At 70.6% G+C, this 19,497-nt stretch carries 19 protein-coding genes; 4 read left to right on the top strand and 15 right to left on the bottom strand.

The features are described from left to right. Positions 1-20: 20 nt before the first annotated feature. The 12 genes from WD026_RS09785 to gspG form a co-directional block, all read right to left on the bottom strand. Positions 21-608 carry an SCO family protein gene (locus tag WD026_RS09785; RefSeq protein ID WP_425723477.1) on the bottom strand — a complete coding sequence of 196 codons (588 nt, stop codon included), beginning with the start codon at positions 606-608 and terminating at the stop codon, positions 21-23. Between the two features lie 27 nt (positions 609-635). After that, a complete protein-coding gene (locus tag WD026_RS09780) occupies positions 636-2,360 on the bottom strand; it encodes a multicopper oxidase family protein (RefSeq protein ID WP_425723476.1) in 1,725 nt (574 codons plus the stop codon). A gap of 372 nt (positions 2,361-2,732) precedes the next feature. Beyond that, positions 2,733-4,166, bottom strand: a complete 1,434-nt coding sequence (locus WD026_RS09775; protein ID WP_425723475.1) for a GspE/PulE family protein — start codon at positions 4,164-4,166, stop codon at positions 2,733-2,735. Continuing rightward, a complete protein-coding gene (gene gspD, locus WD026_RS09770) occupies positions 4,163-6,286 on the bottom strand; it encodes a type II secretion system secretin GspD (protein ID WP_425723474.1) in 2,124 nt (707 codons plus the stop codon). Before gspD ends, WD026_RS09775 begins: the two co-directional genes overlap by 4 nt. Before the next feature lie 52 nt (positions 6,287-6,338). After that, positions 6,339-7,139 (bottom strand): type II secretion system protein N, encoded by an 801-nt coding sequence (gene gspN / locus WD026_RS09765; RefSeq protein WP_425723473.1) that lies wholly within the window; start codon positions 7,137-7,139, stop codon positions 6,339-6,341. Positions 7,140-7,151: 12 nt separating this feature from the next. Further along, positions 7,152-7,673 (bottom strand): type II secretion system protein GspM, encoded by a 522-nt coding sequence (gene gspM, locus WD026_RS09760; RefSeq protein ID WP_425723472.1) that lies wholly within the window; start codon positions 7,671-7,673, stop codon positions 7,152-7,154. After that, on the bottom strand, positions 7,670-8,956 hold the full coding sequence (gene gspL / locus WD026_RS09755; RefSeq protein ID WP_425723471.1) for a type II secretion system protein GspL: 1,287 nt from the start codon (positions 8,954-8,956) through the stop codon (positions 7,670-7,672). Before gspL ends, gspM begins: the two co-directional genes overlap by 4 nt. An 82-nt stretch (positions 8,957-9,038) precedes the next feature. Continuing rightward, positions 9,039-10,019 (bottom strand): type II secretion system minor pseudopilin GspK, encoded by a 981-nt coding sequence (gspK, locus tag WD026_RS09750; protein WP_425723470.1) that lies wholly within the window; start codon positions 10,017-10,019, stop codon positions 9,039-9,041. Next, complete coding sequence (locus WD026_RS09745) at positions 10,016-10,819, bottom strand: PulJ/GspJ family protein (protein WP_425723469.1); 804 nt, start codon at positions 10,817-10,819, stop codon at positions 10,016-10,018. Before WD026_RS09745 ends, gspK begins: the two co-directional genes overlap by 4 nt. After that, positions 10,819-11,208, bottom strand: a complete 390-nt coding sequence (gene gspI / locus WD026_RS09740) for a type II secretion system minor pseudopilin GspI (protein WP_425723468.1) — start codon at positions 11,206-11,208, stop codon at positions 10,819-10,821. The genes WD026_RS09745 and gspI overlap by 1 nt, the downstream gene beginning before the upstream one ends. Then, on the bottom strand, positions 11,205-11,660 hold the full coding sequence (locus tag WD026_RS09735; protein WP_425723467.1) for a pilus assembly FimT family protein: 456 nt from the start codon (positions 11,658-11,660) through the stop codon (positions 11,205-11,207). Before WD026_RS09735 ends, gspI begins: the two co-directional genes overlap by 4 nt. Positions 11,661-11,687: 27 nt before the next feature. After that, entirely contained in the window at positions 11,688-12,125 is a 438-nt protein-coding gene (gene gspG / locus WD026_RS09730; protein ID WP_425723747.1) for a type II secretion system major pseudopilin GspG, read from the bottom strand. A 93-nt stretch (positions 12,126-12,218) separates the two neighbouring features. Between gspG and WD026_RS09725 the strand changes: the two genes are divergently transcribed. The 3 genes from WD026_RS09725 to WD026_RS09715 are packed head-to-tail and all read left to right on the top strand — an operon-like array spanning position 12,219 to position 15,272. Then, the gene (locus WD026_RS09725; protein ID WP_425723466.1) at positions 12,219-12,674 is read left to right on the top strand and encodes a type II secretion system protein N; all 456 of its coding nucleotides are present in this window, start codon (positions 12,219-12,221) and stop codon (positions 12,672-12,674) included. 13 nt (positions 12,675-12,687) lie between these two features. Further along, positions 12,688-14,610 (top strand): DUF294 nucleotidyltransferase-like domain-containing protein, encoded by a 1,923-nt coding sequence (locus WD026_RS09720; protein WP_425723465.1) that lies wholly within the window; start codon positions 12,688-12,690, stop codon positions 14,608-14,610. Next, the gene (locus tag WD026_RS09715) at positions 14,607-15,272 is read left to right on the top strand and encodes a 3'-5' exonuclease (protein WP_425723464.1); all 666 of its coding nucleotides are present in this window, start codon (positions 14,607-14,609) and stop codon (positions 15,270-15,272) included. The genes WD026_RS09720 and WD026_RS09715 overlap by 4 nt, the downstream gene beginning before the upstream one ends. Here the strand turns inward: WD026_RS09715 and WD026_RS09710 are convergent. After that, positions 15,266-16,369, bottom strand: coding sequence for a nicotinate-nucleotide--dimethylbenzimidazole phosphoribosyltransferase (locus WD026_RS09710; protein ID WP_425723463.1), 1,104 nt, complete (start codon positions 16,367-16,369; stop codon positions 15,266-15,268). The genes WD026_RS09715 and WD026_RS09710 overlap by 7 nt on opposite strands. A 32-nt stretch (positions 16,370-16,401) precedes the next feature. Beyond that, complete coding sequence (gene ilvA / locus WD026_RS09705; protein ID WP_425723462.1) at positions 16,402-17,991, bottom strand: threonine ammonia-lyase, biosynthetic; 1,590 nt, start codon at positions 17,989-17,991, stop codon at positions 16,402-16,404. Positions 17,992-18,202: 211 nt separating this feature from the next. Here ilvA and WD026_RS09700 point away from each other — a divergent pair, with 211 nt between their 5' ends. Next, positions 18,203-18,652, top strand: a complete 450-nt coding sequence (locus tag WD026_RS09700; protein WP_425723461.1) for an OsmC family protein — start codon at positions 18,203-18,205, stop codon at positions 18,650-18,652. Positions 18,653-18,676: 24 nt separating this feature from the next. On the opposite strand, the gene coq7 is transcribed toward WD026_RS09700, so the two are convergent. After that, on the bottom strand, positions 18,677-19,342 hold the full coding sequence (gene coq7, locus WD026_RS09695) for a 2-polyprenyl-3-methyl-6-methoxy-1,4-benzoquinone monooxygenase (RefSeq protein ID WP_425723460.1): 666 nt from the start codon (positions 19,340-19,342) through the stop codon (positions 18,677-18,679). Positions 19,343-19,497 lie beyond the last annotated feature (155 nt).

Raw genomic sequence — 19,497 nt, 5'->3', positions numbered from 1 at the left:
GCCACGCGCCCGCCAGGCCATCAGGTCAGTTCAAGTATGGTGCGCTTGATCTGGCGGTGCGAGCCCAGGGCCGGCGTCATGGTCCAGCGGTCCAGCCGGTCGTTGCCGATGCGCAGCATGCCGGTGTGCTGGGTGATGTCGGCGTCGGTCTTGGCGTCGTCACCCACGAAGCCCAGCGCCACGCGCACCCGCTCCACGTCCTGGCGGCGACCAGTCAGGAAGGTCCAGCCCGGCTGGATGTTGTAGTGGCGGATGTAGTCGCGCAGGGCGGCGGCGTTGTCGAACTCGGGCCGCAGCGTGATGGAGTAGAGGAAGATGTCGCGGCCCACACGCGACCCCAGTTCCTCGTGCACCTGGCGCAGGTTGGCGGTGTTCTTCGGGCAGATGCCTTCGCAGATGGAATACATCATGTTGAAGGCCACCAGCTTGTCGCGGATGAGGTCGTCGTAGAACTTCACCTTGCGCCCGTCGTGCGTCTCCAGCGTCACGTTGGGGAAGTAGCTGGCCATGCTGCTGCGCCGGCGCAGCGAGGGGGCGGCGGCCTGGGCGGCCACCGGGGCCAGCAGGGCGGTGCCGGCCAGGCGCAGGAGGTTGCGTTTGCTGTTCATGAAAGGGCTCCTGGGTCGGTGGCGGCGTCAGATCACGTCGAAACGGATCATCATGGCGTGGTCCTCGTGCGACAGGTTGTGGCAGTGCATGACGTACTTGCCGGTGAAGTCCCGGAACTTGATCAGCACCTCCACGCGCTCGTCGGGGGCCAGGGCCACCACGTCCTTGCGGCCGGCTTCGTGCGGCGGCGGCGGTTTGCCGTTGCGCGAGAGGATGCGGAACTCCTCCATGTGGATGTGGATGGGGTGGAACCAGCTGCCGTTGCCCTGCAGCGTCCAGATCTCGGTGCTGCCCTTGGGAATGCGGGCCGCCGGCTTTTCCACATCGAACAGCTCGCTGTTGACCGCCCACATGGAGTTCTTCTTGTCGAACTCCCAGTGGCGGCGGCGGGTGACCTGGCTCAGGTCGATGGGGGGCTGCTCGCGCAGGCGGGCCGGCACCTGGCTGTTGTCCGGCGTGGTCGGGTTGGCCGCCACGTCGAAGCGCAGCACCTGCGTGCCCTTGGCCACCAGGCCCTCGGGCCCGCGTCCGTCCTTCATGGCCAGGCGGTTCACCAGGAACAGCTTGGTGCCCAGCGGGTACTTGCTGAAGTCGATGACGATGTCGTTGCGCTCGCCGGGGGCCAGGCGCACGCGGTTCATGGTCAGCGGGGCTTCGAGCAGGTTGCCGTCGTTGGCGATGAACTGGAAGTCCTCCGAGCTGGTGCCGTTCATGAGATAGAACTCATAGAAGCGGGCCACGCTGGCGTCGATGATGCGGAATCGGTACTTGCGACGCTGCACCCGGAAGTAGGGCTGGATCAGGCCGTTGACCGTGATCTTGTTGCCCAGGTGGCCCTTGTTCTCCGACATCGGGTTGAACACCATGTTGCCGCTGAGGTCGAACTGCACGTCCGAGATCATCAGCACCTGGTCGTAGGTGCCCACGCCGCTGGGCAGGCGCAGGGCCTTCGGGTTGGGGTCGTTCTCGTTGCCGGAGTCGATCTCGTCGAACAGCAGGTACGAGCCGATCATGCCGCGGTACACGTTCTGCTCGGTGTAGTCCATGCGGTGGTCGTGGAACCACAGCGTGCCCAGGGCCTCGCGCGGGTCGCCCACACCGGCCGGGTCGGTCGAGAACCCGGCGTAGTAGTTCATGAACAGGTGGTCCTTGTAGTTGCCCGGGCGGGTCAGGCCGGGGCCGTTGCGCAGCGTGCCCCAGTAGTCGCCGGCAAAGCCGTCGCTCTCGGAGGCGCAGTGCAGGTTGTGCAGGTGCACCGAGATCTCGGGCGAGCCGAAACCCACCGCGTACGGGTCGATCTGGTTGACGAAGCGCACCAGGGCGGCCTCGTCGTAGCGCGAGACGATGCAGGGGCCGGGGAAGGTGCCGTCGTAGCCGCGGATGGTCTGGGTCGGCAGGTCGGGGTGGAAGGAGTGCTGGCCTTCTTTCACCACCACGCGGTAGAGCGTTTTCGGCTCGTCGTTCCAGATCTGGTGCGGTGCGCGGCCGGCTTCCTTGGGTGCGGCCTCGCGCGTGGGCGCGGGCGACAGCGAGGCGACCGGCGCCTTGGGGCGCATCACCTTCAGGGGCATGACCCAGGGGGCGGTGTACGGGCCTTCGGGCACGTCCTCGGCCTGCGCCTGGCGGTTGGGGGTCAGGCTCAGGCCGGCAGCCACCGCGCTGGCGGCGCCCAGCTTGAGCGAGTCGCGCCGGCTGATGCCGGCGGGGGTCGGTTGATCGTTGTCGTCGTGCGGTGTGGATGGGTGATGCATGCCAGGGCTCCCGTGATCGCTGTGGCCCGGTCGCGAAACATCACGTTCGTGTGAGACGTTGATGCAATTCGCGAGATTTACTTACAAATCTGGGCCAACGGCGCGATTCTTCGGGGCACCGGTCGGGGGGTCAATCCACAGTTTGTGTAGCCAGAATGGGCGTATTCACGGTATTTCTGTCGGGATAAGGCCTGAATAATGAATACCCAAGTACTCACAAAACGAGGCATTCAGGGCTAAAACCTCCGACTGACATCGGTTTGTGACGAAATGCCCTTGGATGTGAACAAACGTAACTAATGAAACATAAAGATACAGATGCAGGGCAAGAAAAAACCCGGACGCCGCCAGGCCGTCCGGGTTCCGGCGGCGTCAGTTGTCGCGGGTGACCCGCAGCAGTTCTTCGGTGGTGGTGATGCCGGCCTGCACCAGGCGCTGGCCGTCGTCGCGCATGAGCACCATGCCCCCGGCCAGGGCGCATTCGCGCAGCTCGGCCTCGCTGGCCTGCCGGTGGATGAGGCTGCGCAGGGCCTCGTCGGCCACCAGCAGTTCGAACACCCCGGTGCGTCCGGCATAGCCGGTGTGGCCGCAGGCCTCGCAGCCGGCCCCTGCGCAGGCGGTGCAGGTCTTGCGCACCAGGCGCTGGGCCAGCACGCCCAGCAAGGAGGAGCTCAGCAGGAACGGCTCCACGCCCATGTCGGCCAGCCGGGTGATGGCACTGGCCGCATCGTTGGTGTGCAGGGTGGCCAGCACCAGGTGGCCGGTGAGGGAGGCCTGGATGGCGATCTGCGCGGTCTCGAAATCGCGGATCTCGCCGATCATGATCACGTCCGGGTCCTGCCGCAGGATGGCCCGCAGCGCCTTGGCAAACGTGAGGTCGATCCTGGCGTTCACCTGCGTCTGGCCGATGCCGGGCAGCTCGTACTCGATGGGGTCTTCCACCGTCATGATGTTGCTGCTGCTGGCGTCCAGCCGCTGCAGGGCGGCGTACAGCGTGGTGGTCTTGCCCGAGCCGGTGGGGCCGGTCACCAGGATGATGCCGTGGGGCTGGCGCACCAGCTGGTCGAAGCGGCGCAGCACCTCGCCCTGCATGCCCACCGATTCGAGCTCCAGCTGGCCCTCGCTCTTGTCCAGCAGGCGCAGCACGGCGCGTTCGCCATGGGCGCCGGGCAGGGTGGAGACACGGACGTCCACCGCCCGGGTGCCGATGCGCAGACTGATGCGCCCGTCCTGCGGCAGGCGTTTTTCCGAGATGTCCAGCTCGGCCATGATCTTCAGCCGCGAGATCAGCGCCGCGTGCAGCGCGCGGTTGGGCTGCACCACCTCGCGCAGCGTGCCGTCCACCCGGAAGCGCACGCTGGAATGCCGCTCGTAGGGTTCGATGTGGATGTCGCTGGCCCCGTCGCGCACCGCCTGGGTCAGCAGCGCATTGAGCATGCGGATGATGGGCGCGTCGTCGGCGGCCTCCAGCAGGTCTTCGATGGCGGGCAGCTCCTGCATCATGCGGCTGAGGTCGGCCACGCCCTGCACCTCGCTCACCACGGCGGCCGCGCTCGACTCGTTGCCCGCATAGGCGGCGCTGATGCGCTGGGCCAGTTCGTCCGCCGGCAGCCAGCGCACCTCCCGCGGGGCCTGCGGCGCCTGCCAGCGCAGCAGTTCCGACAGGGCCGAGAGCCGCAGCCGATGGCGCGGTTCATCGCCGGGATCGGGCAGGGCACCCAGCAGCACGGTCGGCGCACCGTCGTGCTCCTGCTCCAGCAGCCACAGGTGCTCGCGCGCAAACGCGTAGGGCAGCGGGTACTTCACGGCCGGACCTTCGGTGCATCGGTGGGTGCCGGCAGCACCGGCGACTCGTTGATCGGCAGCACGCTGCTGTTGGCCGGCTGCACCTCGCGCTGGGCGGCGCGCATCAGGTCGTAGCGGTCCAGCGCCAGGGTGGAGGTCTCGCGGCCATCGCGCATGACCACCGGGCGCAGGAACACCATCAGGTTGGTCTTGCGGCGGCTGCGGCTCTCGCTGCGGAACAGGTTGCCCAGCACCGGCACGTCGCCCAGGCCGGGCACCTTGTCCTGGTTGCCGGCGTATTCGTCCTGCAGCAGGCCGCCCAGCACCACGATGGCGCCGTCGTCCACCAGCACGGTGGACTCGATGCTGCGCACGTTGGTGATGAGGCCGGTCGGCGAGTTCACCGACTGCGGCTGCACATTGCTGACCTCCTGGTAGATGGTCATCTTGATGGTGCCGTTCTCGCTGATCTGCGGCCGCACCCGCAAGGTGAGGCCCACGTCCTTGCGCTCGATGGTCTGGAACGGGTTGACCGCGCCGTTGGCCGCGCCGGTGTTGGTGAACTGCCCGGTCACGAAGGGCACGTTCTGGCCGATCACGATGCGCGCCTCCTCGTTGTCCAGCGTGAGCAGGTTGGGCGTGGACAGGATGTTGCCGTCGCCGTTCTGCTGCAGGAAGCGGGCCAGGAAGCCCAGCACGTACACGCCGTTGTTGCGCCGCGCGATGCCCAGGTTGAGGCCGGGCGCGGGCGACGGATCGTCCTGCTTGGACAGGTCGACGATGCTGCGCCCGCCGCTGCCGAAGTTGGTGCCCAGCAGGCCGATGGTGCGGTCGCCGTCGCGGCCCGACGCACCCTGCCACTGGATGCCGAACTCGGCCGCCTTGTCGGCGTTCACCTCGGCGATCAGGCTCTCCACGTACACCTGCGCCCGGCGCGAATCGAGCTGGTCGATCACGGCCCGCAGCTGCCGGTACTGCGGCTCCGGCGCGGTGATGATGAGCGAGTTGGTGGCCGGATCGGCCTGGATCTGGCCACCGGTGCTGGGGCCTTCGGTGGGCGTGAGCGGTGCGCTGGCGGCCATGTTGCCGCCGCTGCCATTGCCGCCCAGGTTGCCCCCGGTGCGCACGCCGGTGTTCAGGCCGGTGGCCAGTCCGCCGGACGGGGCAGCTGCGGTGCGCAGCACGCTGCCCGAGGCACTGCCGGCCTCGCCCGAAATGGCCGCCCGCAGCGTGGCCGCCAGCGCCACGGCGTTGGCGTTCTTCAGGTACACCACATGAATGTTGCCGGCCGCCTTGCCGCCGGCCGAAGGCTGGTCGAGCCGGGTCACCAGCGAACGCACCAGCGCCAGCCGCGCCGGGTTGGCCGCGCGCAGCACCAGGGCATTGCTGCGCGGCTCGGCCACGATGGTGGTGCGGTAGCTGGCGTCGCCCGCAGCCGCCGCGCCGTTGCCGCCGGCGGTGCCGGTGCTGCCGCCAGGCTCGATCAGGCGCTGCACCAGCGGCACCAGATCGGCCGCCACCGCGTGCTGCAGCGGAATGATCTCGATGTCGGTGGCGCCGGCCACATCCAGCGAGGCAATGATGCGGCCGATGCGCTGCAGGTTGTCGGCGTAGTCGGTGATGACCAGCGAGTTGTTGCCCGGGTTGACGTTGATGGTGTTGTTGGGGCCGATCAGGGGCCGCAGCACCGGCACCAGGTTGTTGGCCGACTCGTGGTTGAGCCGGAAGATCTGGGTGACCACCGTGTTCGGCGCGGCACCCGGCCCGCCTGAGCCCACCACCACGCTGCCCATGAGCTTGGCATCGGCCTCCGGCACCACCTTGTACAGGCCGCCGGTGTCCACCAGCGAGAAGCCTTGCAGCCGCAGTGCCGCCGCGAACTGGTTGACCGCTGCGGCCGGCGTGACCGGGCGGTCGGTGGCCAGGGTGATCTGCCCCTGCACGCGCGGGTCCACCACCACGTTGCGCCCGGTGATGGTGGCCATGGTGCGGGCCACCGCCTCGATCTCGGCGCCCACGAAGTTGAGCGTCACCGGTTCGCTGCTGCGCACCGGCTGGGCCATCAGCGGCAGGCTGGTCAGACCCAGGACCAGCAGCGAGCCGGCCAGGGTGGTGCGGAAGCAGCGGTGTGAGGCGTTCATGTGGGGCGTCCTGAAAGGGGTGTCCGTCGTGTGGGGCGGTGCGCGGTGGGCATCAGCCCATCTGGAGCAGGGAGCGGTCGCCACGGCGCCGTCCCATGAGGTTGAGCAGGTTGGCCAGTTCGGCCTGGTGCGGCGGTTCGGCCCGGGCTTCGCCGGCAAAGCGCAGCCGGCCGCCGCGCCACTGGCCGGTGCCTTCGATGCGCAGGGCGCCAGCGTCGGTGCGCACGGCCACCGTGGGGGCTGCGCCGTCGGCCGCCTGCAGCGTGGCGCTGTAGCTGCCCAGCGGCCGCACCGGGGCCAGGCGCGAGGCCAGGTCGCTGGCCTGCAGCGCGGCGCTGCCGTCCAGCAGCCAGCCACCGTCCTGCCAGCGGGCCTGCAGTCCCGGGGTCTGCAGCCGCAGGCGACCCTGCAGCTGCAACGTGTTCCAGGGCGTGCCCAGGCCGCTCAGCAGCTCGGCCGGCCAGGCCACGTCCCAGGCCTCGGCGGCCAGCTGCCAGCCGCCGGCCACCGGGTGGGTGGCCAGCCGCAGCGGCTGCGTGGCGCAGCACGGCAGGCTCAGGGCCAGGCGCAGGGCGGGCCAGGGGCCGTTCAGGCCGGGCTGCAGCCGCCATTGCAGGCCGCCATCCAGCCCGGCGCGGTCGTGGCTGTCGGCCCCGGCGCTGAGCACCAGATCGGCCGAGCCGGTCCACAGGGTGCCGCGCGCGTTCACCAGCTGCACCTGGCCGCCGCTGGCCCGGGTCAGGTGGTCGGTCAGCCAGCGGGCGGGCGCAAACCCGGCCAGGGCCAGCAGCAGGCCCAGCAGGCCCGCCGACCAGAACCAGGCCGGGCGAAGGAGGGCAGGGGCTTGGCGCACGGCAGCCGTGGTTCAGTTGCCGCCGGCGGCCGATCCGCCCAGCACCAGGGTGCCGCTCCAGCGGCCGTCGTCGCCCCGGCGCAGGTCGGCGCTGCGGGGCGTGAGCCGGGCATTCACCCGTGCCTGTTCGATCCAGGCAGCCAGCGCCGCCGGCTCGGCGTCGCGCACCGTCAGCGTGGCCTGGCCAGCGCTGAGGTTGACCCGGGCGGTGCCGGACAGGCGTTCGGTGGCGGCTTGCAGGGCGCGTTGCACCTCGGCGGGTGCCGGTGTGCGGGCCGCGCCGCCTTCCTTGAGCTGGCTGGCGGTGGCGGCGAGCTGCTGCATGCGGGCCATGCGGGCATCCAGCGTCTGCTGCTGCGCCGGGGCCGCTGCCAGGGTGCGCCAGGCCGGCAGCACGGCCACGGCCAGCAGCAGGCCGACCAGCACCACGGCCACCATGGCCGACAGCAGCCGGCGCTCGCGTGCGCTCAGGCCGGCCAGCCGCGCGGCCAGCACCGCCCGGGCTTCGGCGTGCAGACGGGTCCAGGCGTTCATGGCCGCCCCCCGGTGGCGGGCGATGCGGTCAGCACCAGGCCTTCGCTGTCGGTGCGCAACTGCCAGCCGGCCTGCGACAGGCCGTCCTGCAGCGCCTGCAGCCGGGCGGCTTCCACCCGCCAGCCCTCCAGCCGCAGCTGCCCGTCGGCAAACCGGACGCGGTCGGGTGTGGGCAGGCTGCCGTCGCCGGCCAGCTGCCCGCCCAGGGCCGCCAGCAGGGATTCGAGGTCGTTGCGGTCCAGCAGGCCGGCGCTGCGCTGCAGGCGCTCCACCTCGCGCTGCATCTGCACCGGCGCATCCAGCACCAGCGTGACCGACGGAAACTGCTCCTGCAGCACCCGGTCGATGGCCGCGCGCTGCGCCGCCTGCGAATGCCGCTCGGCCTGGGCCATCAGGTTCAGGCCCAGCAGCTGCACCACCAGCAGCGCGCCCAGCCCCCAGCGGGCGGGCCGCCAGGCCGGTGCGCTGCGGAACTGCTGCCACCACTGGCCCAGCTTCTGGCCCTGGCGTGCGCCCTGGCTCAGGCTGAGGCCGAACTGGGCCAGGTTCCAGGGGCCGTCGGCACAGGACTGCAGCCACTGCGCGCCGGTCAGCACCGACACCGGGCGCTGCAGCTGGGCCTCGGCCACGCTGGCCACCGAAGGATCGGCGGTCCAGCGGGCGGCGGTGCCCGCCGGGGCAGGGGCAACGCCCGCCATGGCGGCCAGCGGCAGGCAGGTCACGCCTTGATCGTCCTGCCGGGCCAGCCAGGGCTCGCCCTGCCAGTCGAAGGCGTGGTGCAGCGCAGCACCCCCATCGACCTGGGGCCACAAGGCAGGCGCGATGCGCACCACCCGGTGGCCGGCGTCCTGCAGCAGCGCCAGCCAGGCTTTCAGGGGTTCACGCCGGCAGGCGGCCACCCACAGGCTCTGGCCCGGCTTGCCGCCGGGCTCCAGGGCCAGGTGCAGGTGTTCCACCTCGTCGAGCAGCCGGTCCTCCAGCAGGCCGTCCAGGGCGGCACGCACCCGGTTGGCCGGCATGCGCGGCAGGGCCACCGCATGCCACGACACCGCCATGGGCGGCAGCACCAGCACCACGTCGTCGCCCCGTGGCAGCAATGCCACCGGGCCACGGCCATGGCGCGGGGGGGCGGCCGGCGGACCGGGCTGCACCCATTCCAGCTCGCTGGTGGGCCGCACGGGCGAGCCGGCGTCGAATTCGACAGGACAGACGATGAGCACGTAAGGGGGGCCGTCGGGCCGCTGGAATGGCCGGAAAGTCGCCACGGAGTACGCATTGAGCATTACTCCCTGGGGTTTGTGACCATTCTAGGGAGGACGTGTGACAAATGGCCTCAGGCCTTGTCCCGATACCGCGGGACCGTTGTCAACGGCGCGAAAACCGCTCCCGCCACAGCACCCGCACCCCCTGGTTGCTGCGCTGCACCACCGACCGCTCCTCGATGGTGATGTCGTCCAGCCGCAGCCGGCCCCGGATCTCGAAGTGGCGGGTGCGCACGTCGTGGTAGATCTCCGACAGCGGGTTGCCGTCCACCACCCGGTCGCCGAAGAGCGCGCGGCGGGCGTCGGCCAGGGTGAGCAGGGGCTGGCGGTTGCGGGCCTGCACCAGGGTGCGGGCCTGGGTGGCGTCGATGCCGGCTATGGCCGCTTCCAGCGCCTCGGCCGAGGCGGTGTTGAGGTTCAGCGGCGTGCGCCCGGGCAGCAGGGTGGCGTGGGGCTCCAGCACCGCCAGGCTGGCGCTGGAGATGCCCAGCCAGCGCAGTTGCGAGAAGCGCTGCGGGATGAGCGCCGTGGCCGAGGGGCGCGGATCGGTGAGCGCCTGCTGCAGGGTCTGGCGCCAGGCCTGGGCGGCGGCTTCGAGCTCGCCCACCGGCAGGCCCAGGCGGGCATAGAGCCGGCGGAAGGCCTCCAGATCGACCGGCGAGATCTCGGCCTTCAGGCTGTTGCCGCTGCCGCTCTGGCGCACGAGGTTGCCGAAGTTCAGGCGCGACTGCAGGTCGATGACCTCGCCCGAGAAGAAGGCTTCGAGCAGTTCGTCGCCGCGTTCGTTGGCGTCCAGCGCCAGAAAGCGCGAGAGGCGGGCCTCCTGCAGCGGCAGCGCCCATGGCTCGCCCAGGTGGTCGGGCTGGCCGGCGAGCTGGTTGGCCCGGCCGTCCTCGCGCAGGATCAGGCGGGTCCAGTCCAGCGCGCCGGTGAGCAGCCAGCCGGCCTGCAGCCTCACCCGCTGGGCGCGCTCGATCTCGATGGCGCGCCACTGCTGCCACAGGGATGCGCTGGCCAGCACCGCCACCAGCGTGACCATGAGCATGGCCAGCAGCAGCGCCGCGCCGGTCTGGCGGCGCTTCATCGCCCGGCCTCCAGCGTGGGCCGCACCCAGTCGATGCGCAGCCGCCCGCCCTGCGGCAGGCCGGGGCCGAGATCGAGCACCAGCCGCACGCCGTCGGGCACCGGGCTGGCGCTGCCGCGGGCGGCCGGCGGTGCTTCGTCCGACACCATCGGGGCAGCGTCGTTGACCACCTGCTCTGCGGCGGCCCGGGCGGCCTTGACCTGATCGGCCGACAGGCCGGCCGGCAGTTCGGCGTCGATGGATCGGGCCGAAGTGGCTGGTTCGCTGGCCGCCGGTTCGTTGCCGATGGACGACTGCGGGTTGGTCCAGCTGCCGCCCCGGTGGAAGTAGATCTGCCAGTCGGTCAGCGGCAGCAGATCGACCACGCCCTCGCTAACTTGGCCGCCGCGCCCCCAGTCGCCGCCGGCCTGCCAGGCGCGGGCCAGGGCCTCGCGGCTGCGCAGCGGCCCGGATTGCCAGCGCATCCAGCGCGACCCGTTGGCGCCGTCGCGCCGCGCCCAGGCCACCACCCGCAGGCCTTCGCTGTCCAGCCGGCTCTGCAGCGGGTCGTTACGGGTCAGACGCAGCACCTGGCCGTCGAACTCGATGGGGCGGATCTCGCCGGTGTCGATCAGGGCGTCCAGGTCGGCGGTCCACTGGCCGGTGGCGGCCTGCAGCCGCTGCAGGCCGGCGGCATGGTCGCGGTTGATGTCGCGCCCGCGCTGCATGCCGTCGATGGCCCGCCAGCCCAGCAGGGCCACCACCGCCATCACGGCGATGGCCACCAGCATTTCCACCAGGGTGAAGCCGCGTGCGCGCATCAGAAGCGCCCCATGACGGTGGAGACCTGCAGCAGCACGCCGGCCTCTGTCTCGCCGTCGGCGGCCGGGCGCAGCACGGCGGCATCGATGCGGCGGAAGTTGGGGTTGGGCGTGGTCTGCACCGTCAGCCGCACCTGCAGCTGGCGCCGGCCCTGTTCGCAGCCCACGGTGGTGGTGCCGGTGCCGGGCAGCTGGCGCACCAGGCGCAGCCGGGCCAGTTCGTTGGCGGCGCACAGCTCGGCCAGCCACTGTTCTTCCTGCCGCTCGCTGGCCCGGGTGAGGGCCGCGCTGGCCTGCAGGCCGGCCAGCAGGGTCACGGCCACCACGGCCAGGGCGACCAGCACCTCGATCAGGGTGAAGCCGCGCGGGCGCCGGTTTGCGGCGGTCATGGCGATCCCCGCTGCACGCTGAATGGCCCCAGGCCGTCGGTGACCAGGCTCAGCCGGGCCTCGCCCAGGCTGAGCTCGATGCGCTGCGGCGGGGTCAGCGGTTCCGGACCCAGCACCAGCACCGGCGCGCCCGCCGGCTGCACGATCTGCGCGGTGGTGCCGGCGTGCAGCCAGCCCTTGCGGGTGCCGGTGGTGGATGCCGTCGTGGCGGCGGTGGCGTCGGCCGGGCGCAGTCTGAAGCCCTCGGCATCCGGCTGCCACAGCAGCGGCACGCCGCTGGTGCGCGACTGGGCGCGGGCGGCATCGAGCATGGCACCCAGGCGCAGGGCCTCGGTTTCCAGCCGGTCCTGGTGGCTGTCGCGCAGGCCCACCACCACGGTGGCAGTGGCCAGGGCAATCAGCGCCACCACCACCATCAGCTCCAGCAGGGTGAAACCGCGGTGGGCGCGCATGGGTTCAGCAGCAGGGGCTGCCGGTCCTCATTGCCAGCTGCCGATGTCGGCGTTCAGGCCTTCGCCGCCAGGGGCGCCGTCGGCACCCAGGGACAGCACGTCCACATCGCCGTGCACGCCGGGGTTGATGTACTGGTAGGGCCGGCCCCAGGGGTCGGCCGGCAGTTTGTCGAGGTAACGGCGCCAGTTGGCCGGCGCGGGTGCGGCGGCGGGCCGGTTCACCAGTGCGGCCAGGCCCTGCTCGCTGGTGGGGTAACGCTGGTTGTCCAGCCGGTACAGCTTGAGCGCCTGCACCAGGTTGTTGACATCGGTGCGGGCGGCGGTCACGCGGGCATCGTCGGCCCGGTCCAGCACATTGGGCACGATGAGCGCGGCCAGCACGCCGATGATGACCAGCACCACCATCAGCTCGATCAGGGTGAAGCCCCGCGCCAGGGCGTGGGGCAGGCGGGTCCGCAGGGGCATCGGACGGGGAGGGACAGGCACGGGGGTCTCCGTTCTGAGGGGCCATGCCGTGATCGTTCTGTCACGGCTCGGTGATCATAATGTCGCATGTTCATGACAAGCCGACTGCAACGCTGGGCTCCGGCCGCCACCGGGGTCGTCCTCTGGCTGGCCGCCGGGCTGAGCGCCGGCTACTGGGGGCTGCAGCTGCTGGGCCGCTCCCCGGCGGTGCCGGTGCCGCCCCCCGCCAGCCAGCCAGTGGCGCCCGACACGGGCCTGGTGGCGCGGGCCCTGGGTGCGTTGGGCGCTGGTGCGGCCGGCGTGCCGGACGACGCCGCCCCCGCTGCCGGTGACGCCCGCTATGTGCTGCAAGGCGTGGTGGGCGACCGGGGCGACGGCGTGGCCGCGCTGATTGCCGTGGCGGGACGCCCGGCGCGGCCGTTCCGGGTCGGCATGGCGGTGGACGAAGGGCTGGTGCTGCATTCGGTGCAGGGCCGCATTGCGCGGCTGGCACCGTCGACCCGCGCCGCGCCCACGGTCGAGCTGCGGCTGCCCGATCCGGCGTCCTGATCCCGCGCCCCGCATGACCAGCCGGCCCGACCCCATCGATCCTGCTGCCGAACACCTGCGGCCCTCGGGCAGCCTGCTGGTCAACCTGGGCGACGAGCTCCAGCGCCACGCGCCGTTCAACGAGATGGACTTGGCCCATGTGCGCGACTTCGTGGCCGCCTCACGCCAGGCTTATTTCGCGCCGGGGGAGACGGTGGTCTCGCCCGAGGGCGGGCCGGTGCGCGAACTGTTCTTCATCCGCCGGGGTGCGGTCACCGGCAAGCGTGGCCTGTCCGATGTGTCCGGCGGCGCCTTCCAGTACGAGGCCGGCGACCTGTTCCCCATCAGCGCCGTGCTGGCCCAGCGCGCACCCACCACCCGCTACAGCGCCACCGAGGACACCTTCGTGCTCGCGGTGCCGGTGGAGGCCATGCAGTCGCTGGCCGAGCGCAGCGCGGTGTTCGGGGATTTCCTCAACCGTCGCATCCTGAAGTTCCTGGAGCTCTCGCGGGCGGCGCTGCAGGTGGCGTATTCGTCGCAGGCGCTGGCCGAACAGTCGCTGGAAACGCCCCTGGGCCAGCTCGGCCAGGCCGGGCAGAGGGCGCCGGTGACCTGCCGGCCCGAGGCGCCGCTGCGCGAGGCGCTGGCCACCATGCAGCGCATGCGCATCGGCTCCATGCTGGTGGTGGATGCGCAGGACCGTCCGCTGGGCATCCTCACCCGCTCCGACGTGCTGGCGCGGGTGACCCTGGCCGAGGTGCCGCTGGACACGCCGATTTCGCAGGTCATGGTCAGTCCGGTGCACAGCCTGCGCCACGACCAGACGGCGCAGGACGCTGCCCTGCTCATGTCGTCCCAGGGCATCCGCCATGTGCCGGTCACGCGCGATGGTCGGGTGACGGGCATGGTGTCCGAGCGCGACCTGTTTGCGCTGCAGCGCCTGAGCCTCAAGCAGGTGAGCAGCAGCATCCGCAACGCACGCGATGTCGACACCCTCAAGGTGGTGGCGCACGACATCCGCCGCTTCGCCCGCACCCTGCTGGGCCAGGGCGTGCAGGCCCAGCAGCTCACGGCGCTGATCAGCCACCTCAACGATGTGCTGACCGGCCGCCTGGTGGACCTCATGGCGGCGCGGCACGGCATCGACCCGCAGGACTTCTGCTGGATCGCGCTCGGCTCCGAAGGCCGCCACGAACAGACCATTGCCACCGACCAGGACAACGCCCTGATCCTGGCGCCGCACCTGCCGGCGTCGGCGGCGCTCGCGATGGCCCGCGACATCAACGACGCGCTGGACGACTGCGGCTACCCGCTGTGCAAGGGCCAGATCATGGCCAGCAACCCGGCCTGCTGCCTCACGCTGGCGCAGTGGCAGGAGCGGTTTGCCGGCTGGATCGAGCAGGGCGCGCCGCAGGACCTGCTGAACGCCAGCATCCATTTCGACTTCCGGCCCCTGGTCGGCAACGACGCGCTGGCCCGCAGCCTGCGCGACGGCGTGCAGCGGCTGGCCCGGATCAACCCGCGCTTCCTGCGCCAGATGGCGGCCAACGCCCTGCAGCGGGCCGCGCCCCTGAACTGGCTGGGCAGCATCGACACCACCGAAGTGGACGGGGTGGAGACGCTGGACCTCAAGCTGCAGGGCACGGCGCTGTTCGTGGACGTGGCCCGGCTGTACGCCCTGGCCCACGGCGTGCCGGCCACCGGCACCCGCGAACGCCTGCAGGCGGTGGCGCCCATGCTGGGCGTGCCCGAGGCCGAGTCGGAAGCCTGGATCGGCGGTTTCGAATTCCTGCAGCTGCTGCGGCTGCATGCGCAGCTCGACGGCACCACCGTGGGCGACAACCCCAACCGCATCGACGTGGGCCGCCTCAACGACATCGATCGCCGCATCCTCAAGGAAACCCTGCGCGTGCTGCGCACCCTGCAGCAGCGCGTCAAGCTGGACTACGAGCGATGAGCTGGCTGCAGCGCCTGCGCACCGCCCTCGGCCCGGCCCGGCCGGCACCGCAGGCCCGCCTGGCGCGCTGGGTGGTGGTGGATGTGGAGACCAGTGGCCTGGACATGCACCGCGACCGCCTGCTGGCCATGGCTGCCATCGGCTTGCGGGTGGACTGGACCACCCGGCGCATCGATGTGCAGCTGGCCGACAGCTTCGAGGTGGTGCTGCGCCAGGACCAGGCGTCCAGCCGCGACAACATCCTGCTGCACGGCATCGGCGTGCAGTCGCAGCTGGCGGGCATCGAGCCGGCGGCCGCATTGCAGGCCTTTGCCGATTTCGTGGGGGGCGATCCGCTGCTGGCCTTTCACAGCGCCTTCGACGAGACCCTGATCGGCCGCCACTGCCGCCAGCACCTCGGCCGGGCACTGTCCAACCCGTGGGTGGACATCGAGCACCTGTGTGCGGTCACGCACGAGCAGGTGCAGGCGCGTTCGCTGGACGAGTGGATGGCGCACTTCGGCATCCAGTGCCCGCGCCGCCACCAGGCGGCGGCCGACACGCTGGCCGAATGCGAACTGCTTTTGCGCATCTGGCCGGTGCTCGCGCGCCAGTGCGGCAGCTGGCGCGATGTGCAGCGCCTGGCTGCCCAGCGCCGCTGGCTGATGTCACGGCTTCACTGATACGGGCGGCTTGAGCCGTCGCAGGTCAGATCGCGGGCGGCCTTCACCAGCGGCCAGGCCAGCAGGCAGGCCAGGCCCTGCTGCAGGCGCATGTCCAGATCCAGCAGGGGCTGGGCCTGCAGGTGGATCAGCATGAGCCGGTGGCCGGTCTCGGTGGTGCGTTGGGCAAACACCAGGTAGTCGCCCACCGCCGGCACCAGCCCGCGCGCCACCAGCGCGGCCGCGCCGCCGGCCAGGCTGTCCACCATCACCAGGCGGCGTTCGCTGGCGGCCTGCAGCATGGCGCCGGCCATCATGGCGATCTCGTAGCCGCCCAGGGCGGCCAGGGCGGCCATCGGGCCCACCGCATGCCGGTGCCGCGTGCCCACGGCCAGCAGCACGTCCAGCCGCTTCTGCCACAGCGCGGGGTCGGTCTCCATCATCTGCTGCAGGCCCGGCGCGTAGGCGTCGGCCAGCGGCACGCCGCACAGGCGGGAGAGCAGCAGCGCCGCGCTGGCCTCGTTGGCCACGGCGGTGTCGCCCAGCAGCAGCACGTCGCCCTCCAGATGGCGCACCACGTCCATGCCGGCGTGCAGGGCGGCCACGGCCTGGGGCACCGACATGGCCGGACCCAAGCGCGGGTTGCGGCTGCCATAGGCGATCTTGCGCAGCTGCAGCGCGGCGTGTGCCGAATCGGGCGGCGGCAACGGCGGCAGGGCATGGCCCAGACCGGCGTCCACCACCGTCACCGCCATGCCGTGCTGGCGGGCCAGCTGGTTGACCGGTGTGCGGCCTTCCAGCAGGCCCACCACGCGCTCCACCGTGGTGGTCTGGGGTTCGTCCGACAGGCCTTCGTCGGCCAGTCCGTGGTCGGCCGCAAAGACCAGCAGCTGCGCCGGCGCACGGGACCAGTCACCGTCCGGCCGGATGCGGGCCAGCTGCCGTGCGAGATCGCCCACGCGGCCGAACGCATGGGCCGGCTGGCCGGTCTCCAGCAGGCGCTGCACCACGGCGGCATCGCGTCCGCTGTCGGTGGCGTGAGCCACCGGGGGCAGCACCAGGTCCGGTGGCAGGGCGGCCATGCGGCTGCGCAGCGGAGGAAGGGCGCCGGTGGCCATGGCTGCGCAGGTGGTGTTCGGGCTGGAGGGGTTCAGGTCTGCAGGAACAGCCGGTAGACCGGGTTCTGCGTCTCTTCCACGTAGGGGTAGCCCAGCGTGTCCAGGAAACGGTCGAAGGCCTTGTGGTCCTTGGCCGGCACCTGCATGCCCACCAGGATGCGGCCGTAGTCGGCGCCCTGGTTGCGGTAATGGAACAGGCTGATGTTCCAGGTCGGCCGCATCAGGCTCAGGAACTTCAGCAGCGCGCCCGGGCGCTCCGGGAACACGAAGCGCAGCAGCCGCTCGTCATGGGCCAGCGGGGAATGGCCCCCCACCATGTGGCGGATGTGTTCCTTGGCCAGGTCGTCGTGGGTCAGGTCCAGCGTCTCGAAGCCCTGGCGGCGCAGGTTGCTGGCAATCCGGGTGGATTCACCCTTGCCGTGCGTGGTCAGGCCCACGAACACATGGGCCTTGCTGCCGTCGTGGATGCGGTAGTTGAACTCGGTGACGTTGCGCGGTCCGCCCGGCAGGCCGCCGATGGTCTCGCAGAAACGCCGGAAGCTGCCGCGTTCCTCGGGAATGGTCACCGCGAACAGCGCCTCGCGCTCCTCGCCCACCTCGGCCCGCTCGGCCACGAAACGCAGCCGGTCGAAGTTCATGTTGGCGCCACACAGGATGGCGGCGTAGGTCTGGCCCTTGGTCTTGTGGCGGGCCACATAGTCCTTGATGGCCGCCACCGCCATGGCGCCGGCCGGCTCCACGATGCTGCGGGTGTCGATGAACACGTCCTTGATGGCGGCACACACCGCGTCGGTGTCCACCGCCATGAACTCGTCCACCAGCTCGCGTGAGATGCGGAAGGTTTCCTCGCCCACCAGCTTGACCGCCGTGCCGTCGGAGAACAGGCCGACGTCGGGGAGGTTCACCCGCTCGCCTTCGTCCACCGACCGCATCATGGCGTCGGAGTCGGTCATCTGCACCCCGATCACCCGGATGTCCGGACGTACCGCCTTGATGTAGTTGGCCACGCCCGAGATCAGTCCGCCGCCGCCGATGGCCACGAACACCGCGTCCAGCCGGTCGGTGCCCAGGCTCTGCAGCTGGCGCAGCATCTCCATGGCGATCGTGCCCTGGCCGGCGATCACGTCCGGATCGTCGAACGGGTGCACGAAGGTCAGGCCCTGCTTCTTCTGCAGCGTCAGGGCATGGGTGTAAGCGTCGGAGTAGCTGTCGCCGTGCAGCACCACCTCGCCACCGAAGCCCTTGACCGCATCGATCTTGACCTGCGGCGTGGTGGTGGGCATGACGATCACCGCGCGGATGCCCAGCTTGCGGGCACTCAGCGCCACGCCCTGGGCATGGTTGCCGGCCGAGGCGCAGATGACGCCCTTGGACAGCTGCTCTTTCGACAGGTGGGCGATCTTGTTGTACGCCCCGCGCAGCTTGAAGCTGAACACGGGTTGCTGGTCTTCGCGCTTGAGCAGCACCGTGTTGTGCAGGCGCCGGCCCAGGGCATGGGCCGGCTGCAGGTCGGATTCCACTGCCACGTCGTACACGCGGGCGGTCAGGATCTTCTTGAGGTAATCGGCCGGCGTGAGGTCGGCTGCCGCTGCAGCAGCGCCATGGGGTACGGACTTGGGCATGCCGGGATCATATCGACCGGCGAAAAAAAACCCGGACCAGCGAACCGGACCGGGTTTGAATCCACCCGTGGAGGGTAGAGGAGACAACCTTCAATACAATGCCGCGAGTATACCGACGCCATGCTGCGATGCAACATCCAGCCCTGGAATCGGCCCTCTTTTTTTAGAGTGCGGTCTCCAACGGAGCCGTACAACAGACGAACGGACAGACATGGAATGCACCGTCAGCTGGACCGGCGCCACCGGCACCCGCTCCGCCATGGGTTTTGTGGCCGAAACCGGCAGCGGCCATGTGATCACCATGGACGGCGCCCCTGACGCCGCCAAACCCGAGAACGGGGGCGCCAACATGGCCCCGCGCCCCATGGAAACCGTGCTGGCCGGCACCGGCGGCTGCACCGCCTACGACGTGGTGCTCATCCTCAAGCGCGGCCGGCACGATGTGCGGGGCTGCAGCGTCAAGCTCACCAGCGAGCGGGCCGAGACCGACCCCAAGGTGTTCACCCGCATCCACATGCACTTCACCGTCACCGGCAAGGGCATCCCGGCCACGGCGGTGGAGCGGGCGATTGCCATGAGCCACGACAAGTACTGTTCCGCCAGCATCATGCTGGCCAAGACTGCCGAGATCACCACCAGCTTCGACCTGATCGAAGCCTGATCCTGCCCTGATCGGAGCGTCCGGTCAGATTCGGTGCGCCACGGTGGTCATCACCTTGGCCGCCGCCCGCATCAGGCCCTTCACCGGGGCCGGCAATTCAGCGGCACCTGCGTGCTGAGCCTCACGCGCATGGCGGGCTTCGTCGTCCTTCATCTGCGCCACGATGGCGCGGGACGCGTGGTCGTTCAAGGGCAGGCGGTCCAGGTGGCTGGCCAGGTGGGCCTCCACCTGACGCTCGGTTTCCACCACGAAGCCCAGGCTCACCGGCGTGCCCATGCGCCCGGCCAGCAGGCCCAGGCCAAAGGCGCCGGCGTACCACACCGGGTTCAGCAACGAAGGCCGGGCGCCGAGCTCGTCCAGCCGGGTGCGTGTCCAGGCCAGGTGATCGGTCTCTTCCTTGCCGGCGGCTTCCAGCTGCCGGGCCACCGCCTCGTTGCCTCGCCCCGACGTGGCCGACGGCCATCGCGCCGCCACCGCCTGCGCGGTGTACAGCGCCTGGGCACAGACCTCACCCACATGATTGACCCGCATCAGCGCGCCGGAAAGCGCCTTGTCGTCTTCCGACATCGGGCCGTCGTTTTGTGACGGTAATGTGGGGCAGGGCCGGGACGCGGCCGGACGCACGAACAAGGTGCGCAGGGCGGCGTCGGCGGCAGTGAGCAAGGTGTCCACAGGCGTCAGGTTCGGCATGGCGGCTCCGGGCTTGAATGAGGGAATGGACGGCAACAGCAGCCATTGTCCCGTCAACTGCGGCACTGCAGCAAAAATCCCCCGACGATTCCCCGCCGGTACCACCGGTATGGGATGAATACGAATGCACCAAGGGTTAACACCAAGGTTGTCGT

The organism is Hydrogenophaga sp. R2 (assembly GCF_049843595.1).
In the GTDB taxonomy this organism is placed as follows: domain Bacteria; phylum Pseudomonadota; class Gammaproteobacteria; order Burkholderiales; family Burkholderiaceae_C; genus Hydrogenophaga.
Note: the sequence above shows the minus strand (reverse complement) of the source record. Positions and strands in the feature narration are given on the sequence as shown.

What these genes read in the sequence shown, in the direction of transcription:
- WD026_RS09785 (WP_425723477.1), bottom strand. Translation starts at nt 608, where the DNA reads ATGAACAGCAAACGCAACCTCCTGCGCCTGGCCGGCACCGCCCTGCTG.
- gspK (WP_425723470.1), bottom strand. Translation starts at nt 10,019, where the DNA reads ATGAAGCGCCGCCAGACCGGCGCGGCGCTGCTGCTGGCCATGCTCATG.
- gspL (WP_425723471.1), bottom strand. Translation starts at nt 8,956, where the DNA reads ATGCTCAATGCGTACTCCGTGGCGACTTTCCGGCCATTCCAGCGGCCC.
- WD026_RS09780 (WP_425723476.1), bottom strand. Translation starts at nt 2,360, where the DNA reads ATGCATCACCCATCCACACCGCACGACGACAACGATCAACCGACCCCC.
- coq7 (WP_425723460.1), bottom strand. Translation starts at nt 19,342, where the DNA reads ATGCCGAACCTGACGCCTGTGGACACCTTGCTCACTGCCGCCGACGCC.
- WD026_RS09700 (WP_425723461.1), top strand. Translation starts at nt 18,203, where the DNA reads ATGGAATGCACCGTCAGCTGGACCGGCGCCACCGGCACCCGCTCCGCC.
- gspG (WP_425723747.1), bottom strand. Translation starts at nt 12,125, where the DNA reads ATGCCCCTGCGGACCCGCCTGCCCCACGCCCTGGCGCGGGGCTTCACC.
- WD026_RS09720 (WP_425723465.1), top strand. Translation starts at nt 12,688, where the DNA reads ATGACCAGCCGGCCCGACCCCATCGATCCTGCTGCCGAACACCTGCGG.
- WD026_RS09710 (WP_425723463.1), bottom strand. Translation starts at nt 16,369, where the DNA reads ATGGCCACCGGCGCCCTTCCTCCGCTGCGCAGCCGCATGGCCGCCCTG.
- WD026_RS09715 (WP_425723464.1), top strand. Translation starts at nt 14,607, where the DNA reads ATGAGCTGGCTGCAGCGCCTGCGCACCGCCCTCGGCCCGGCCCGGCCG.
- WD026_RS09745 (WP_425723469.1), bottom strand. Translation starts at nt 10,819, where the DNA reads ATGCGCGCACGCGGCTTCACCCTGGTGGAAATGCTGGTGGCCATCGCC.
- gspM (WP_425723472.1), bottom strand. Translation starts at nt 7,673, where the DNA reads ATGAACGCCTGGACCCGTCTGCACGCCGAAGCCCGGGCGGTGCTGGCC.
- ilvA (WP_425723462.1), bottom strand. Translation starts at nt 17,991, where the DNA reads ATGCCCAAGTCCGTACCCCATGGCGCTGCTGCAGCGGCAGCCGACCTC.
- gspI (WP_425723468.1), bottom strand. Translation starts at nt 11,208, where the DNA reads ATGACCGCCGCAAACCGGCGCCCGCGCGGCTTCACCCTGATCGAGGTG.
- WD026_RS09725 (WP_425723466.1), top strand. Translation starts at nt 12,219, where the DNA reads ATGACAAGCCGACTGCAACGCTGGGCTCCGGCCGCCACCGGGGTCGTC.
- gspD (WP_425723474.1), bottom strand. Translation starts at nt 6,286, where the DNA reads ATGAACGCCTCACACCGCTGCTTCCGCACCACCCTGGCCGGCTCGCTG.
- WD026_RS09735 (WP_425723467.1), bottom strand. Translation starts at nt 11,660, where the DNA reads ATGCGCGCCCACCGCGGTTTCACCCTGCTGGAGCTGATGGTGGTGGTG.